The organism is Phenylobacterium montanum (assembly GCF_018135625.1).
Lineage (GTDB): Bacteria > Pseudomonadota > Alphaproteobacteria > Caulobacterales > Caulobacteraceae > Poindextera > Poindextera montana.
On sequence record NZ_CP073078.1, the window covers coordinates 4,616,400 to 4,633,654 of the forward strand.

General features: G+C 66.1%; 11 protein-coding genes and 1 tRNA gene. 6 read left to right on the forward strand and 6 right to left on the reverse strand.

The genetic code is table 11. The annotated features are described in order from the left end of the window. Positions 1-43: 43 nt before the first annotated feature. On the forward strand, positions 44-811 hold the full coding sequence (locus tag KCG34_RS21050) for a siderophore-interacting protein (protein WP_211937565.1): 768 nt from the start codon (positions 44-46) through the stop codon (positions 809-811). Between the two features lie 112 nt (positions 812-923). Continuing rightward, positions 924-1,013: transfer RNA gene (locus tag KCG34_RS21055), tRNA-Ser, on the forward strand. 86 nt (positions 1,014-1,099) lie between these two features. On the opposite strand, the gene KCG34_RS21060 is transcribed toward KCG34_RS21055, so the two are convergent. The 5 genes from KCG34_RS21060 to traA all read right to left on the reverse strand — a co-directional run bounded on the left by KCG34_RS21060 (position 1,100) and on the right by traA (position 6,315). Next, positions 1,100-1,348: a helix-turn-helix transcriptional regulator gene (locus tag KCG34_RS21060; RefSeq protein ID WP_211937566.1), complete on the reverse strand. Its 249-nt coding sequence runs from the start codon at positions 1,346-1,348 to the stop codon at positions 1,100-1,102. 171 nt (positions 1,349-1,519) lie between these two features. Beyond that, positions 1,520-2,431: a HEPN domain-containing protein gene (locus KCG34_RS21065; protein ID WP_211937567.1), complete on the reverse strand. Its 912-nt coding sequence runs from the start codon at positions 2,429-2,431 to the stop codon at positions 1,520-1,522. 7 nt (positions 2,432-2,438) lie between these two features. Continuing rightward, positions 2,439-2,684 (reverse strand): hypothetical protein, encoded by a 246-nt coding sequence (locus tag KCG34_RS21070; protein WP_211937568.1) that lies wholly within the window; start codon positions 2,682-2,684, stop codon positions 2,439-2,441. A gap of 67 nt (positions 2,685-2,751) precedes the next feature. Next, positions 2,752-3,465: a DUF6118 family protein gene (locus tag KCG34_RS21075; protein WP_211937569.1), complete on the reverse strand. Its 714-nt coding sequence runs from the start codon at positions 3,463-3,465 to the stop codon at positions 2,752-2,754. A gap of 12 nt (positions 3,466-3,477) precedes the next feature. Next, entirely contained in the window at positions 3,478-6,315 is a 2,838-nt protein-coding gene (traA, locus tag KCG34_RS21080) for a Ti-type conjugative transfer relaxase TraA (protein ID WP_211937570.1), read from the reverse strand. A gap of 171 nt (positions 6,316-6,486) precedes the next feature. Between traA and KCG34_RS21085 the strand changes: the two genes are divergently transcribed. The 4 genes from KCG34_RS21085 to KCG34_RS21100 all read left to right on the forward strand — a co-directional run bounded on the left by KCG34_RS21085 (position 6,487) and on the right by KCG34_RS21100 (position 9,240). Further along, the gene (locus KCG34_RS21085) at positions 6,487-6,792 is read left to right on the forward strand and encodes a conjugal transfer protein TraD (RefSeq protein WP_211937571.1); all 306 of its coding nucleotides are present in this window, start codon (positions 6,487-6,489) and stop codon (positions 6,790-6,792) included. Between the two features lie 37 nt (positions 6,793-6,829). Then, positions 6,830-7,045, forward strand: coding sequence for a conjugal transfer protein TraD (locus tag KCG34_RS21090; protein ID WP_211937572.1), 216 nt, complete (start codon positions 6,830-6,832; stop codon positions 7,043-7,045). Positions 7,046-7,860: 815 nt separating this feature from the next. Continuing rightward, positions 7,861-8,136: a hypothetical protein gene (locus KCG34_RS21095; protein ID WP_211937573.1), complete on the forward strand. Its 276-nt coding sequence runs from the start codon at positions 7,861-7,863 to the stop codon at positions 8,134-8,136. 156 nt (positions 8,137-8,292) lie between these two features. Then, positions 8,293-9,240 (forward strand): hypothetical protein, encoded by a 948-nt coding sequence (locus KCG34_RS21100; RefSeq protein ID WP_211937574.1) that lies wholly within the window; start codon positions 8,293-8,295, stop codon positions 9,238-9,240. 617 nt (positions 9,241-9,857) lie between these two features. Here KCG34_RS21100 and KCG34_RS21105 read toward each other — a convergent pair. Then, positions 9,858-16,883: a cadherin-like domain-containing protein gene (locus KCG34_RS21105; RefSeq protein WP_211937575.1), complete on the reverse strand. Its 7,026-nt coding sequence runs from the start codon at positions 16,881-16,883 to the stop codon at positions 9,858-9,860. Between the last annotated feature and the right edge of the window lie 372 nt (positions 16,884-17,255).

Sequence of the window (17,255 nt, forward strand, 5' to 3'; positions counted from 1 at the left end):
TTAGATATATCTAGTAAATCGATATATCTGGAGCATTTCGAATATGAACCTTCACACCCCCTCTCTTCCCGGCCGTTCGGACCCCCGCGCCTGGCTGCGCCGCCGCCATGGCCAGGCGATGGACCTGACCCTGGTCTCGGTCGCGTCCCTCGGCCCGCGCCTTACCCGCATCGGCCTCATCGGCGACGACCTCGACCGCCTGGCCTGGACGCCAGGCAATGACCTGGTGCTGGAACTGCCCCTGCCGGGCGGCGAGCGCGCCGGCCGCCACTACACCATCCGCCATTTCGACCCGCTGGAACTGCGCCTGGACATCGACCTCGTCCGGCACGGCGAGGGCGCCGCCGAGGCCTGGCTGGCCGCCGCCCGCCTGGGCGAGCGCATCACCGCCTATGGCCCGCGCGGTCGCACCCGCCTGGAACCCACCGCCCGGCGCCATCTGTTCGTGGGCGACGAGACCGCCCTGCCGGCCTTCTTCGCCATGGCCGAGCGCCTGCCCCAGGGCGCCGAGGGCCTGGCCCTGATCGAGATCGAGCCCGACGCCGAGGTTCAGCCCTTGAATACCCGCGCCGAGGTCACCGTCGAATGGCGCCGTCGCGCGCCGGGCGAGGGGCCGGCCAGCCGCCTGAACCTCGACCGCCTGCTGGCCCTGGGCCCCGACCCCCGCGGCGCCCACGCCTATGTGCTGGGCGAGACCAGCCAGGTCCGCGCCCAGCGTCACGCCCTGATGGTGATGGGTTTCGACCGCGCCCAGATCACCGCCGAGGGCTACTGGCGGCCGGGCCGCATCGGCGGCCACGACCACGTCTGAAAAGTCGCACCGCCAGCGTCACATTTCCGTGCGCGGAGCCCTTGCGAAAGCGATCCGCCGCCGCTAGGTTCCGCGCCCTCGCTCAAGGCGCCGCCAGCGCCCCGACGCTTCCGGAGAGGTGGCTGAGCGGTTGAAAGCACCGCACTCGAAATGCGGCATACTCGCAAGGGTATCGAGGGTTCGAATCCCTCCCTCTCCGCCATATCCCATTGAAAAATATAAGAAAATTGGGCAGCGTTGGGTCTAGCCCATCTTTGCGCCCGTCAATTCTGAAATGGTTGATTTGGGCTAGCGGGATGCGCGGCTTTGCGCATTTCGTCGATGCCTCGCCGGCTGCTTCAGCTCATCGTCGCGGAAAGTGACAGGATCTTCGATCCATCGGTTCACTGCGGACTCGCGCCAGCCAGCGCCATGGACGCTGATTTTGACTTGGCGCGGAAACGAGCCTTCCAGAATCTTCCTATAGAGCGTTGAACGGCTCAGGCCGGTCCGTTGCAGCACAGTGCGAATACGAAGAATTCGGTCGGGCTCAGTCATCACGTCGGCTCCTGTCGTGGGACATCGAGAGGTACGATGAGCCAGAGCTAGACACCGGAGCGCAGGCAACAATGCCGGCTTGCCTCAGAGCGTATCCACGCGTGCAATTGCCCGTACGATGCGGGGATTTCGATCCGCGGGAGACCGAAGCGGACGTTTGAGCGTCTGCGCTCAGCTTCGTCGGCGCAAGGCGTCGAGCCGGTCCTGGCAAACCGTTCGTACCGCACCCTGCAACAGAGCTACCCGTTCACCGAGCCAATCCAACTCTTCTTTCGAGATCCTGTAGTGCGGCGAATAGCGCGCATCGACGTAGGCTCGCCGCAGCAGCTCGAAGCAGCGCTGCTCGAATTTGGTTGCACGCGGCCAGGCCGATACGAGCCTCGCGTCCAGTTGCTCAGCCTGCGAGCGCAGGAAATTGACCTTGTGCGCGCGAGGGGAGTAGAGGGTTAGCACCAGAAGGACGCAGTGATAGAGCCGCTCAGCCGCCTGGTGCAGGGAAAATGCGGCCTCCTTAGGCCGGTCTTCCGAGACGTAAAAAGCCGCACCCTTTTGGAACGCTACGGCGCTCGGAAGCCACTCGTCGAAATACTCCTGCGCCTCCTTGAGCGCTTCGGCCGGTGACAACGGCTCGGGATGCGCGAACTCATGCCCTGGCGCCTCGTAGAGCGCGATCCCGTCGCGCACGATATCGACGAAGAAAGGCCGCCCACGTTTCAGCTGCGCATTCACGTCGGCCACGGTGTGGACGATCAGGCTGACTGGCGCCGACAGGCGATGGTCGATGTTCATCTCGCGCATGAGATGGTCCTCGGCCTTGGCCCAGTACTCCACCATGTCGGTAAGTCGGTCGTGGTTGACCACGACCAGGAGGTCATAGTCGGATTTGTAGCCGCCGACAGGATCGTCGACCCAGTCGCCGCGGGCATAGGAGCCGTAGAGGATCACCTTGAGGATCCGGCCCTGCTTCTTGTGCGCCTGGGTGCCGAGCGCAATGGCGTCCTGGAATTCGGCGAACAGGATCTCGACCACGCGCTGAAGCTCGCGGCGCTTTGCCTCCGGCAGATGGTCGAGCTCAGTCTTCATCGCATCCCTATGTCCGGCGTTCGAGCCAGGGTTGCAAGCGGCCAGGCGCTTCGCCGGCGCCGAGGGCGGCAGGGGAGGGCACATCAGGCCCGCGGTGGAACAGCACCGCATCGGCTCGCTGCAGCGAGGCCAGGAGATCGTCCAGGGCGGCCCGTTCGGGCGTGCCGGGGCGATAGGTGTCCCGCAACGCCGGCACGCGCATCATGCAGGCCAGGATGGCGTCCAGGGCTCCATCGATCTTTTGGGTCAGCATTCTGCGCTCCGTCGGGAACAAATATAGAACGACTTCACACCCTCCGCGCCGACCTGTCCAGCGCCGATCAGCGGGAATCCCCAGCCTCGGCGCGCGGCGCCTGGGTATGCACAGACCGCGACCGCTTCGGCCGGGAAAAGCGGGGCGGAGCACTGGATTCGGCCTTAGCATAGTCGTGCTGGGCTGACGCCTGCGCAGCCTGCATCCGTCCCCAACGATCGGGGTCTGCCACCGATAGCAGCCGCTCACCGGCGGACCACAGGTCCCGATGCAGCAGCCCGGCCGCCATCCTTTCCGGCCAGGCCCAGCGACCGGGAACGCTTCTCGCCACGACGCCCGGCAGGACGACGCCGAGCACCGCGCCGAACACGAGCGCTGCGGCGCCGACCTGGAGCAGCCGCCGGTTCTGCAGGCCGGCAAGCCGCGCCGAGGCGGCGCAACTGCTTACACCGGCCGCGGCCCGCTCAAGGCTCGCCTTTGCCCCCTGCAGGGCCGCCTGCTCCTGCCGCCTCGCCTCCGTCCCGGCCAAAGCGATCCGCCGCCCCACATCGTCGGGGGTGAGCTGCAGCGCGGGAGCCTCAGAGAACTTGCGCATGCCGCCGGCGATGCGGCTGACCTGTTGGACGATTTCGGCCAGGCTCTGGCTGTAGTCCGGCGACGAGGCTCGCTCGGCGGCCAAGCCGCCGATAGCGACATTGAGCAGGGCCACCTCTCGCCGAAGGCCCTCGAAGGCCAGGGCGGCCGAATCTACCGGTTCTTCCAAGTCCGATTGCTGCTCCATCGTCCGTCTCCATCAAAGGCCAAGGCCGATGTTCCGGCCGCGGCCAAGGCCGAGGTATTGGGTAAGGCTGTCGCCGACGCTGAGGCCGCGCCGAAGCTCAAGGTCGATCCCAAGCTCGCGCCGCCGGTTGGCGAGCAGCGAGTCGACCTGCGGATCGCGCTCCAGACTCTTGGCCATGGCGCCCATCTGCTCGCGAACGCGGCTCGCCCCGGCGACATCGCCGTCCGCCCAGAGCGCGGCGCGCTGCCGCTCCAGCCCCTGCCAGCGCTCGACGAAGCGTTCCGCGCGCAACGCGGGATTGCTGCGAATCTCCGCCTCCAGCTGGAGCACCCGCACAGCCCGCTGAGTGCGTCCGCCCGCGGTCTCTGCGAGCAGTCCCGGCTCGCGCGCATAGGCCTGTTCCAAGTCCCGCACAGCGTATCGGTCGCTCTTGCTCAGCGCCTCGCGCGCCTGGTCCAGCGCCTGGCGCTGGTGGGCGAGGGCGGGTAGCCCACGGGCCCGCATCCGTTCGACGTCGGCCGCGGCCCGGGCGTGCCGCTCGATCGCGCGGCGCCGGGCGATCTCGCCTCGATCCATGGGCGCGATCTCCGGCGTGCGCGCCGGCGCGGCCGGCTTGAACCCGGAGAAGATGCTGCGCTTGGGCGCCTTGGGCTCTGCCGCCTCGGCGAAGTCGGTGGCCATGTCCTTGGCCCGCTCGCGGCTCAGCCCGCGGGCGAGGTGGTCGGTGCTTTCGAAGTCGTCCTTGCCGTAGTGCAGATCGACCTGGCCGCGATGGCGGGAAAGGGCGACGTAGGTCCCGTGGCGATCCAGGCCTGGCGTCGCCAGGACGTGAGTGCGATCGACGGTGACGCCCTGGGCCTTGTGGATGGTGGCGGCATAGCCGTGGTCGACCTGATTATAGTCCTTCAGGTCGAAGGCGACATCGCGGCCAGCATCGAGATGCACGCTCATCCGGCTCGGCGAGACCTCGACGATCTCGCCCAACATGCCGTTCTTCACGCCAAGGCCGCGGTCGTTCTTGAGGAACATGATCCGATCGCCGGCCGCGAAGCTGCGGTCGCCGCGCTCGGACAGGACGTCAACATCCAGGCCGAGCGCGGCGGCCTGGCGGAGGCGATTACGCGCCAGGAGATTGAGCTCGCGCACATCGTCATTGGTGTGGGCGAGGATGATGCGGCTCTGGTCCGGCGCCGCCGTGCGATCTGCATCCCAGCGATCCACCAAGTCTTCTCGCGCCTGTACTCGCGTTTCGGCGACATGCACCCGGCCATGGGCGTCGAAGGCCTCCAGCGCTTCGGCCGTCCGGCCTGTGGCCAACTGGCGCGTGGCTTCCCGCTGCCAGGCCTCCTGTTGGCGCCGGATCTCAGTGATCTCGACGTGCGGATGACGCTCGGCGATGGCGCGGAACGCGGCCCCGGCCTCGATCGCCTGCAGCTGCTCAGGATCGCCGACCAGCACCACCTTGGCGCCGGCGTCCTGCGCCGCTGACAGCACCCGCTCCATCTGCCGCGAGCCGATCATACCGGCCTCGTCGATCACCAGCACATCGCGGAAGGTGAGTTCGTCTCGGCCTTGCGACCAGGCATGCTCGAGGCTGGCGATCGTCCGCGAGGCGATGCCTGATCCGCTCTCAAGGTTTTCGGCGGCGATGCCGGAGAGGGCGAGGCCCCGGACCTCGTAGCCCGCGCTCTCCCAGGCTTCGCGGGCCACGCCCAGCATGGCCGATTTGCCGGTCCCGGCGTAGCCGACCACGACGCCGAGGTCCTTGCCTTCGGTGAGATGTTCGAAGGCGTCCTTCTGCTCGCCGGAGAGGCTGAGGCCGCGGGCTTCCGCTTGCGCCCGGGCGCGCTCGCGATCCCGGTCGCTCACCCCATGCCGCTCGCGCTCGGCCATCAGGGCCGAGCTGCGGATCAGGCGCTCTTCCACCTCCAGCATCTCGCGGCTGGTGAAGCGGTCGAAGCCATGCCCGTCCTTGCCGAGCGCCACCAGATCCGGCGAGGCGTGAACCGCCCCGATCGCCTCGTTGAATTGCTCCAGGCCGTCGGAATGGCGATGGATGAACATCGCCAGGTCGCGCTCGGTGAAGGTGGCCTGCTGCCGGGTGATGGCATCCAAGGCGAGTCTGGGATCTCCGATGATCCGCTCGCCGTTGGACCTCGCGATCTCGCGATGCTCGTCGAGCCGATCGGCCTCCAGACCCTCATCGGCCATGCGCTGCGCCGCCGGCCCGATCTTGTGCTGCGGCTCGAGCTCGATCCCCTGCGCTTCGAGGCTGCGGTGGTCGATCCTCGCCTCGATGTCGAGCTCGGCCAGGCGCGTGTTGACATGATCGGCCCAGGCCTCACGCCAGTGTTCGACCAGCGCGGTGCGGTTCCAGTCTCGGACCTTGGCTCCGAAACCCTCTTCATCCGCCGACCGCATGGTCAGCATCACATGCGCATGCGGCTTGGCCAGGCCATCGGCGCCCATGTCCCAATGCACATTGAGATCGGCGACCATGCCCCGATCCACGAACTCGCGCTGCACGAAGTCGCGGGCGAGAGCGATGCCGTCGGCCTTGTCCATCTCCCGCGGAATGGCGAACTCGATCTCGCGGGCGAGCTGGGCGTCGCGGCGGACTTCTGCAGCCTCGACCGCGTTCCAAAGCGCCTCGCGGTCGGACCACTCCGCTGGCGCGCCGTCCGGCAGCATGACCTCGGAGTGGACGACGCCGGCCTTGTTGGAGAAGTCATGGCTGCGATCCAGACGCGCATCGCGCAGCCGCGAGGCCGAGCGATAGGCGGCCGCGGCCACGGCGCTGGCGCCGGCGGCGCGGCTGATCACCTTGGCCGAGAAATGATAGATCGCCATAACGGCGATCCAACTACGCTCTAGAGCGAACGTCGGCACGACGTATAAGCGCGCCCTCCCAAGAAAAAATCTCGGGAGGGACCGGGTCGTCTCACGCCGTTCCTGCGACCTCAGAGCATTCTGAGAGGGGCAGCCTTATCATCAGCGCGTCAGAGCCTGATGGAGTCTCCCATGCGCAAACCGATCGACTTCGATGCTGAACTGAAAGCGCTGGAGGCCAAGGCGAAGGCCCTCAAAGAGCGCAAGATGCGGCAGCTGGGCGAGCTGGTGATCGCTACCGGAGCCGATGCGCTCGACGTTGAGGTGCTCGCCGGCGGGCTCCTGGGTCTCGTCCAGATCACTGACGCGACCAGGAAGGAGGGATGGAGGAGGAAGGGGCAGGCCTTCTTTCAACGTCGCGGGGCCGGCGCTGAGGGCGGTGCTGCTGGCGACGCGGGAAGCCAGCAAGCGAACGACGGCGGCTCGGCGTCGGCTTGAACTGCAGCGATCCAGGACCGACACGCGGGCGTGGGTGATGCAGCGGCGCGAACGAACCCGTCATCTGATCGAGCTCGGCGGCCTGGTGCAGAAAGCTGGCCTGGTCGAGCTCACCGGCGATGATCGCGCGGTTCTCTACGGCGCGTTCCTGTCCCTCGCCGCCATGCTTCAGGCCGGCGAAAGGAATGACACATTGGCGCTCTGGCGTCGAACCGGGAAGCGCGCGTTCGAGAGCGACCAGGCAAGGTGGTGAGACTTCGCGGCGCGAGACCGGGCGTTCGCGGACAGGCTCTATGCCGATCGCGCGAACCTTTGCACGCCACAGTACTACCGGCTGGAAAGGGGGATTGTGCTCGGCGGATTTGGCCACCGATTCTGGCTCAACCGATCACCTTTGTGTCCCGAGCGGAGCCCGCCGCGATGGCCAAATCCGCAATACGCACCAACGACCTTGTGATCGGTCATATCTAAAAATTCGTTCACAGCGCTTCAGGTAACGCTCAGTGTCAGGCATCTGAGATCGCCACACTCGTCCCCCGACTCTGTGGCGAAGCAGAGGAAGGCCCCGCGCCAAACGCCGGGGCCTTCGTTTTTGGCGAAACCGGCGACGAGCTCGTGCGGCTTGCGCCAACCGCTAGGCGGCTAGCCCAGCGTCAGCGATCCGAAGCTGACCGCAAACTGCCCGGGTCTCGGCTATTGCCCGATCGAATGGGAGGGGCGCCGCGGAGCAGTTCGTCGCTCATCTTCGCCGTGCAGGACAACTGCTATCGTCGTCAAAAGCTCATTGCTGGAGGAGGGGTGTCGGCCACGAAGATTGTGTAGCTCGCGACAAGGAGCTGACCAGCGGCCGGCTTCATGTAGCCGACGACACGCTGTTACTCTGTCAGCGCCACTTCAGCGAGCGAGCCACATTTGATCCCAAAGGGCACAACTCGTGGGCAAACTGTAGCGCAACCGCGCATTGAAATTGATCTGTTGTCAAGCTATACAGGCGATGAGGAACCGGCGGCTCGCTATGCGCGCGCCAGGTCGCTTAGACCATGATCCCGGCTCGAAGGATCTGCAGCGATGACGACGGTGATTGTCTCCTCTGGAGTCACCAGTTCCGGTCTGACCATCAGCAGCGCGGATGGGCTCCAGGTGCAGTCCGGCGGGGTTGCGATGGACGTGGATGCTCTCAGCGGCTCCGAAGTCGAGATCCTTTCGGGCGGTCAACTCTATCAAGGCGTTTTCCCTCCACCGCTCGCCGGTCAGATCCTCTTGGAGCCTGGCGGGCTGCTTTGGGGCGACCCCTATGTCCCGGCGGGCGGCGAACTCGTGGGCGGCGGAACCGTCGAAGGCTAGGCATACCTCGGGGGGACCGCCAGCGGCGTCAACATTGGCAGTGGATCGGGCTTTGGGGCGGGCCGCTTCGAAGTTGTTCCAGGCGGATCGGCCGCGGGCATCACACTCCGCTACGGCGAGCTTTTTATCGACGCCGGCGGAACCGTTTCCGACGCTGTGCTGGCGCCCAATGAGAGGGCGGACTTCGCGTTGGTGCAGGGGATCGCGATTGGCGACCTCGTCGCATCTGGCTCCCTTGAATATGTCCAATCCGGCGGCGTCACTAGCGGCTCTGAGATCACTGTTGGTGGGACCGAAGTCGTCTCGGGCGGTGGAACCGCTAGGGGCGATTTCGTCCTACCGGGCGGGAAGATCGACATCAAATCGGGTGGGATTGCGTATTCGACCAGTGTCGAGAGCGGGTTCGAAATCGTCGAGGCTGGCGCTGCGGCCAGTAACAGCATCATAGGCTATGGCGCATACGCGGTCATCCAAGACGGCGGTTCCGACAAGTTCGCCAGGATCTGGAACGGCGGCGTCGAAAGAGTCGAGTCGGGCGGCGCCGTCCTTTTTGCAACAGTCAGCCGTGGAGGAGACCTAATCGTCTCTTCGGGTGGGATCGTTCGCGGCGGTCTTACCCTGGCCGGTGGCGTCGCCGACATTGCAGGTAGGGTCGCGAGCGGCGCGGTTGTGAGCTTTGTGAGCGGTGGCGGGGACTTAGCGCTGGAAGATCCCACCGCGTTCGCCGGAGTGATCGCCGGTCTCGCCCTTTCGAGCCAGAAGATAGACCTCGGCGGCTTCGTCTATGGCTCCGCAGAGACCGTGTCCTGGACGCAGTTCCAAGGCGGGCTCAGCGGAACCCTGACCGTAACGGACGGGGCCGCCCTTGCCCACCTAACCCTGACGGGAGCCTACGCCACCAGCAATTTTGTGCTCTCTGACGATGGTCACGGCGGCACGTTCGTGGCGGACCCACGAGTGGCCGACGGTCGCGCGGTCGTGGGCTTGGCGCAAGCGATGGCTCTGTTCGCGACTGGAACGGATTTGGCTATTGATGGCGTGGCGTCCGCGAGCACTGCTAGCGCCGCCCTATCGGACCATGTGGGGCTGGCGCTGGGCCGCTAGGCGAAGGCCGTGCCGCGCTCTTCTTAGTTGGGCTTTCTGGAAAGCCGCGGTGATGCTCTCGCTGGCCAAGCCTTCGGTTCCACGAGCGCGATGGCCACGGTCTTCGGCACATCCACAACTTCTTCCCGCTGGCCTTAGCAGCCAATCCAATGGTGCGGTCTGGACGATCGACCTCTATCTCTTGCGAAGGTTCGGCACACGTCAAACGGGGGATCGAATGCCGGCTCGCCGCCGGTGGTCACGCCGCTTTCCAGATGCGAGATCGCCTCTAATTCCATCTCGCATCGCCGTCTCGCCGGTTGCCGACCTTCACGTCTGGTGGACGCGCAATCGGAAGTTTCCCGATGGTTGGATCTGCTCAGCCACTTCCGCGCTTGGTTCTTGTAGGCGGGCGTTTTTGGAAGGAGACGCCGCTCGCCTTGAAGCTCTTCGGCGCGCGCCCCCCTTTCCCAGAGACAGTCGTGGGCTTCCAAGGGAACAAAAAGACGATGAGCTTGTCCGGTTTCGAGGCCGCCCATGCCTTCGAGTGTATTGAGGCTTTGCCTGGCTGCGGGAGTGGGGGTCGGGCCCCGGCGCCAAAAAGCGGCAGGAACGAAGTGCGGCGCGGGGAGCTGGTTTCAAATTATGTAGTGGCCATGCACGGAAAGGCTGCTGGCGTGAACGCCGGTCAGCCAGATCACGTCTCCGTCGGAGAACGTCACTGTCGAATAGGTTCCATGATCGGTGAAGCTCGGTGTCAAACCGGCGTTTTGGAAGGCGGTGATGTCGATCTGGTCGTGATTGTTGAAGTTGGTGATGGTTTCGAGTTTATCCGCCGTCGAGATGACAAAGGTCGCCGCCCCGCTACCGGCGGTCAGGGTGTCGGCCCCCGTGTTGGGGGTGATGGTGTCGGTCATCGAATTGCCGACCAAGGTTATGGCGCTGGTCCCTTCGCCGACGAGCTTGGCCACATAGGCTGGAAGCGTGAAGCTCGACCACGCCTGGACGGTGTCGTTCGGCGTTCCTGACGCGACCCTGATCACGTCGTTGGTATGATAGACGACGAATACATCCGATCCCTTGGCCGATCCGACGAGGGTGTCGCCGCCGTTGACGCTGGTCAGGGTGTCGCCGCCGGCCACATTTGCTGTGGCCGTCGTACCGGGTGTGGTCAGTTCCAGGGCCTTGACGCCGTTCGGCACAGCATAGCTGACGCTGGAAAAGATCACGTCGGCTGTCTGGCTGGTGTTGTTGACCACCTTGTCGCCGACATTGTTGACGTTGAAGGTGTCGACGCCAGTTCCGGCGACAAGGGTGTTGGCTCCGCCCGTGCTTGTCAGGGTATCGTTGATGGCGTTACCCGTTCCGGTGAATCCGGACCCGCTGATGGTCAGGTGCTGGATGTTCGCCGGCAGCACATAGGTGCAATAGGCGATGACGCTCTCGTTGGGCGTGCCCGCAGCGACGGTAATGGTATCGGCGGTGTTGTAGACCTTGTAGGTGTCGTTCCCGGTTCCGCCGATGATGTGTTGCGGATTGACCGTCAGCGTGACGGTCGTCGCAGCGCTTGAGCTCAGGCTGTCGCTAGCGATGTAGCTGAAGCTGTCGGTCCCGACATAGCCAAGGGTCGGCGTGTAGGTGAATGAGCCATCGGGGTTCAGCGTCAAAGCGCCATGTTTAGGTCCGCCATTTGTGGCGAGGGCGGCCGTGAGCGGCAGGCCGTTGTTGTCGGTGTCGACGGACAGGACGCCGCCTATGGCGGTGAACGTATTGGCTACGTCGCCGGAGATGCTGTAGCCCGCAGCCTGGGTGTTCGGTGTGCGGGCGGCGATCGTGAGCGTTACGGTCGTGGGCGCGCTGGCGCTGAGACTGTCGCTGGCGATGTAGGTGAAGCTGTCGGTCCCGGCATAGCCGAGGGTCGGGGCGTAGCTGAACGAGCCGTCGGCGTTGAGGGTCAGGCTGCCGTGCTTGGGTCCGCCGTTCTGGGCCAGGGCGGCGGTGAGCGTGAGACCATTGGGATCGGAAGCGCCCACGAGTATGCCCTGGGCGGCGGCGACCGAGAGAACGTGCCCGGCATTGTCGGCAAAGTTCGCGCTCTGGGCGGTTGGCGCCCTCGCGACGATCGTGAGGGTCACAGTCGTGGGCGCGCTGGTGCTGAGGCTGTCGCTGGCGACATAGGTGAAGCTGTCGGTCCCGGCGTAGCCGAGGGTCGGGGTGTAGCTGAACGAGCCGTCCGGGTTGAGGGTCAGCCTGCCGTGTTGCGGCCCGCCGTTCTGGGATAGAGCGGCGGTGAGCGTGAGGCCATTGGGATCTGAGGCGCCCACGAGTACGCCCTGGGCGGCGGCGACCCAGAGGGATTGGCCGGCGTTGTCTGCAAAGCTCGCGGTCTGGGTGGCGGGGGGCCTGGCAGTGACCGTGAGCGTCACGGTCGTGGGCGCGCTGGTGCTGAGGCTGTCGCTGGCGACGTAGGTGAAGCTGTCGGTCCCTGCGAATCCGAGCGCCGGAGCGTAGCTGAACGAGCCGTCCGGGTTGAGGGTCAGGCTGCCATGTTGCGGCCCGCCGTTCTGGGCGAGGGCGGCGGTGAGGGTCAGTCCGTTGGGGTCTGCGGCGCCCACAAGCACGCCCTGGGATGCGGTCACAGTCAGGGTCTGGCCGGCGCTATCGGCGAAGGTGGCGGCCTGGGCCGTCGGGGCCCGAGCCGTGACGTTCAGGGTGACGGTGGTCGGCGTCCCCGAGGCAAGGCTGTCGCTGGCGATATAGGTGAAGCTGTCGGCCCCGACGTAGCCGAGGGTCGGGGTGTAGCTGAACGAGCCATCGGCGTTCAGGGTCAGGCTGCCGTGTTGCGGCCCGCCATTCTGGGCCAGGGCCGCGGTCAGGGTCAGTCCGTTGGGGTCTGTCGCGCCGATAAGCACGCCTTGGCCGGTAGCGATCGACAGGGACTGGCCGGCGTTGTCGGCGAAGGTGGCGGCCTGGGTTGTCGGAGCCCGAGCCGCGACGTTCAGGGTGACGGTGGTCGGGGCGCCCGAGGCCAGGCTGTCGCTGGCGACGTAGGTAAAGCTGTCGGTCCCGGCGAATCCGAGCGTCGGGGTGTAGCTGAACGAGCCGTCCGGGTTGAGGGTCAGGCTGCCATGTTGCGGCCCGCCGTTCTGGGCCAGGGCGGCGGTGAGGGTCAGGCCGTTGGGGTCTGCGGCGCCGACCAGTACGCCCTGTGCGGCGGTGACCAAGAGGGTCTGGCCGGCGTTGTCGGCGAAGGCGGTGGCCTGGGTCGTCGGGGCCTGGGCCGCAACGTTCAGGGTGACGGTAGTCGGCGTCCCCGAGGCAAGGCTGTCGCTGGCGATATAGGTGAAGCTGTCGGTCCCGGCGTAGCCGAGGGTCGGGGTGTAGCTGAACGAGCCATCGGCGTTCAGGGTCAGGCTGCCGTGTTGCGGCCCGCCGTTCTGGGCCAGGGCCGCGGTCAGGGTCAGTCCGTTGGGGTCTGTCGCGCCGATAAGCACGCCTTGGCCGGTAGCGATCGACAGGGACTGGCCGGCGTTGTCGGCGAAGGTGGCGGCCTGGGTTGTCGGAGCCCGAGCCGCGACGTTCAGGGTGACGGTGGTCGGGGCGCCCGAGGCCAGGCTGTCGCTGGCGACGTAGGTAAAGCTGTCGGTCCCGGCGTAGCCAAGGTTCGGAGTGTAGCTGAACGAGCCGTCCGGGTTGAGGGTCAGGCTGCCATGTTGCGGCCCGCCGTTCTGGGCCAGGGCCGCGGTCAGGGTCAGTCCGTTGGGGTCTGTCGCGCCGATAAGCACGCCTTGGCCGGTAGCGATCGACAGGGACTGGCCGGCGTTGTCGGCGAAGGTGGCGGCCTGGGTTGTCGGAGCCCGAGCCGCGACGTTCAGGGTGACGGTGGTCGGGGCGCCCGAGGCCAGGCTGTCGCTGGCGATATAGGTGAAGCTGTCGGCCCCGACGTAGCCGAGGTTCGGAGTGTAGCTGAACGAGCCGTCCGGGTTGAGGGTCAGGCTGCCATGTTGCGGCCCGCCGTTCTGGGCCAGGGCCGCGGTCAGGGTCAGTCCGTTGGGGTCTGTCGCGCCGATAAGCACGCCTTGGCCGGTAGCGATCGACAGGGACTGGCCGGCGTTGTCGGCGAAGGTGGCGGCCTGGGTTGTCGGAGCCCGAGCCGCGACGTTCAGGGTGACGGTGGTCGGGGCGCCCGAGGCCAGGCTGTCGCTGGCGACGTAGGTAAAGCTGTCGGTCCCGGCGAATCCGAGCGTCGGGGTGTAGCTGAACGAGCCGTCCGGGTTGAGGGTCAGGCTGCCATGTTGCGGCCCGCCGTTCTGGGCCAGGGCGGCGGTGAGGGTCAGGCCGTTGGGGTCTGCGGCGCCGACCAGTACGCCCTGTGCGGCGGTGACCAAGAGGGTCTGGCCGGCGTTGTCGGCGAAGGCGGTGGCCTGGGTCGTCGGGGCCTGGGCCGCAACGTTCAGGGTGACGGTAGTCGGCGTCCCCGAGGCAAGGCTGTCGCTGGCGATATAGGTGAAGCTGTCGGTCCCGGCGTAGCCGAGGGTCGGGGTGTAGCTGAACGAGCCATCGGCGTTCAGGGTCAGGCTGCCGTGTTGCGGCCCGCCATTCTGGGCCAGGGCCGCGGTCAGGGTCAGTCCGTTGGGGTCTGTCGCGCCGATAAGCACGCCTTGGCCGGTAGCGATCGACAGGGACTGGCCAGCGTTGTCGGCGAAGGTGGCGGCCTGGGTTGTTGGAGCCCGAGCCGCGACGTTCAGGGTGACGGTGGTCGGGGCGCCCGAGGCCAGGCTGTCGCTGGCGACGTAGGTAAAGCTGTCGGTCCCGGCGAATCCGAGGTTCGGAGTGTAGCTGAACGAGCCGTCCGGGTTGAGGGTCAGGCTGCCATGTTGCGGCCCGCCGTTCTGGGCGAGGGCGGCGGTGAGGGTCAGGCCGTTGGCGTCTGCGGCGCCGACCAGTACGCCCTGTGCGGCGGCCACGGTCAGCGACTGGCCAGCATTATCGCCAAAGGTGGCGGCCTGGGTTGTCGGGGCCCGAGCCGCGACGTTCAGGGTGACGGTGGTCGGGGCGCCCGAGGCCAGGCTGTCGCTGGCGACGTAGGTAAAGCTGTCGGTCCCGGCGAATCCGAGCGTCGGGGTGTAGTTGAAGGAGCCGTCAGCGTTGAGCGTCAAGGTCCCATGCTGCGGCCCGCCATTCTGGGCCAGGGCGGCGGTGAGGGTCAGTCCGTTGGGGTCTGCGGCGCCCACAAGCACGCCCTGGGATGCGGTCACAGTCAGGGTCTGGCCGGCGCTATCGGCGAAGGTGGCGGCCTGGGTTGTCGGAGCCCGAGCCGCGACGTTCAGGGTGACGGTGATCGGGGCGCCCGAGGCCAGGCTGTCGCTGGCGACGTAGGTAAAGCTGTCGGTCCCGGCGAATCCGAGCGTCGGGGTGTAGCTGAACGAGCCGTCCGGGTTGAGGGTCAGGCTGCCATGTTGCGGCCCGCCGTTCTGGGCGAGGGCGGCGGTGAGGGTCAGTCCGTTGGGGTCTGCGGCGCCGACCAATACGCCCTGTGCGGCGGTGACCAAGAGGGTCTGGCCGGCGCTATCGGCGAAGGTGGCGGCCTGGGCCGTTGGGGCTCGAGCCGTGACGTTCAGGGAGACGGTGGTCGGGGTCCCGGAGGTCAGGCTGTCGCTGGCGACATAGGTGAAGCTATCGGTCCCGGCGTAGCCGAGGTTCGGAGTGTAGCTGAACGAGCCGTCCGGGTTGAGTGTCAGGCTGCCGTGCTGTGGTCCGCCGTTCTGGGCGAGGGCGGCGGTGAGCGTGAGGCCGTTGGGATCTGAGGCTCCGACGAGCACGCCCTGGCTTGCCGTCACAGTCAGGCCCTGGCCGGCATTGTCGCCATAGGTGGCGCCATGGGTCTGGGGCGACTGGGCCACTACCGTCAGGGTGACGGTCACAGGTGCGCTCGAAGCGCCGATCGCGCTAGCGATGTAGGTGAAACTGTCGCTCCCAGCGTAGCCGAGGGTCGGGGTGTAGCTGAACGAACCGTCCGCGTTGAGGGTCAGGCTGCCGTGCTGCGGTCCGCCGTTCTGGGCCAGGGCGGCGGTGAGGGTCAGGCCGTTGGGATCGGTGTCGTTAACCAGGACGCCATGGGTGGCGCCCACTGTCAGTCCGGCGCCCGCGAGGACTCCATAGGCGTCCGGTGCGGCGACTGGCGCTCCCGGCGTCTGGACCACGCTCGGGGCCGCGCCGCCGCCGAGGTTGAGGCTCGAGAGGCTGTAGGCCTTGACGTAGTCGATCTGATACTGGGCCGAGGTGAAACTGGCCGGCGGCGATCCCGGCCAGGTTCCGCCGATGGCCAGGTTGACCAGCATGAACATCGGCTTGTTCATGGTGGATGGCGTGGGCGTCGTCGCCACCTCCAGGCCGTCGGTGTACCAGGCCAGCACGGTCGGCGTCCAAAGCACCCCGTAGGTATGGAAGCCGGTCGTGTCGCTGGGCAGGTAAGAGGTGAACTCCGCCGCGACCGTCGTTCCGCTGGAATTGAGGTAGTGGGCGGTCTCGTAGATCGTCGCGCCGCCGATCTGTTCCATCACGTCCAGTTCGGGCGGGTAGGTGTTGTCCGCCGGCAAGAGCCAGAAGGCGGGCCACACGCCCTGTCCGGCCGGCAGTTGGGCGCGGATTTCGAAATAGCCATAGGTCTGGGCGAACGACTTCTGGGTCGTCAGCAGACCGGAAATGTAGGGGTAGTTGTGGACCAGGCTGAGGTCCGCCGCCGGCGTGACGCTGGCGGTGATGGTCAGGACGCCATTGTTGATTGAAAACGGGTTCAGGCCGAGCGGCGTCGTACCGCTGCCGCCCCAGCTGGGATCGACATATATCTCCTGTTCGGCGTTGGGCTGTAGGGTGCGGCTGGTCCAGGAATTGACTCCGCTCTGGCTTCCCGAGTTGAAGTTGGTCTTCCATATCCCGCTGCCGGTCGACGGCGAATAGAGGCTGAGGCTGTTGAATTCCTCATCGAAGCTCGGCGTCGCTCCGACCAGGCTGACGCCGAGGGCGAAGTTCGCCGCGGTCAGCGACGTGGCCGTCGTGTTGTGGATCAATACCTGTTGCGTGGCGGACAGCGTTAGCAGCGTGTCGGCACCAAGCTGGGTCAGGTGAGCTTGCACGTCGGCGAAGCTGGTGAACGGCGCGCTGGTCAACTGAATCACGTCGGGAGCGGCCCCGCCGGCCTGGAAACCGTAGATCACGTCCTGGGTCGCGGTCCCTCCGAACTGGAAGAAATCGCCGCCTGCTCCGTTGTCGACCATGACATCGGCTCCGGAACCCGCGACGAGGATGTCATCCGTCGCCAGGGCGATCATCAGGTCGCTGGCGCTGTTGGCCGTGCCGGTGCTGCCCGCCTGTTCCAGCGTCAGGTTGTTGACGTTGAGCGGCAGGGCGTAGGAGCGCCAAGAATAAACTGTGTCGACTACAGTCGAGGAGGCGACGCTGATCTGCTCGGCGCTGTCCGAGACGTAGAAGCTGCAGTCGGCTGTTCCGCCAATCAACGTGCCGCCGCCATAGGAGTCGCTGAGTTGGGTCGGCGTGCCGGCTACGGCGGTGAGGGTCTGACCATAGGCTGTCGTGTGGATCCAGGCGCGGGGAGCTGCGCTGGTAGCCATGGCGACGCCGAAATAGTTGTAGTACGTCGACATATCTTGCGCCTCGCCCGAAACATGCACGGCCGTTAGGGCGGACTGGGTGAAAATCTGGCTGTACGGCAGTAAAAGCCTAGAAAAGCAAAGCTTGAGAGATTAACGCCCCATCCGATTTCAAGTCTGACATATGGGTTGCAACCTAACCAGGAATATTGTTCTTAATAATCTTCAACACATCGGGCGATGACTGGGGTTTATGCTATTCGAAGCAGAGGCGCCTTAGATCGGTTCACTGGCTCCTTTTGAATTTCGCCACGAAGCAAGCGGGTTCCGAGGGGGGCGTGTGGCCGCTAATGCGCTCGCAATGGACAACCTACTTCTTGATTGAAGCGCGCGGAGCAGTCGAGGCTTTCGCCCGCTTCGGGCGCA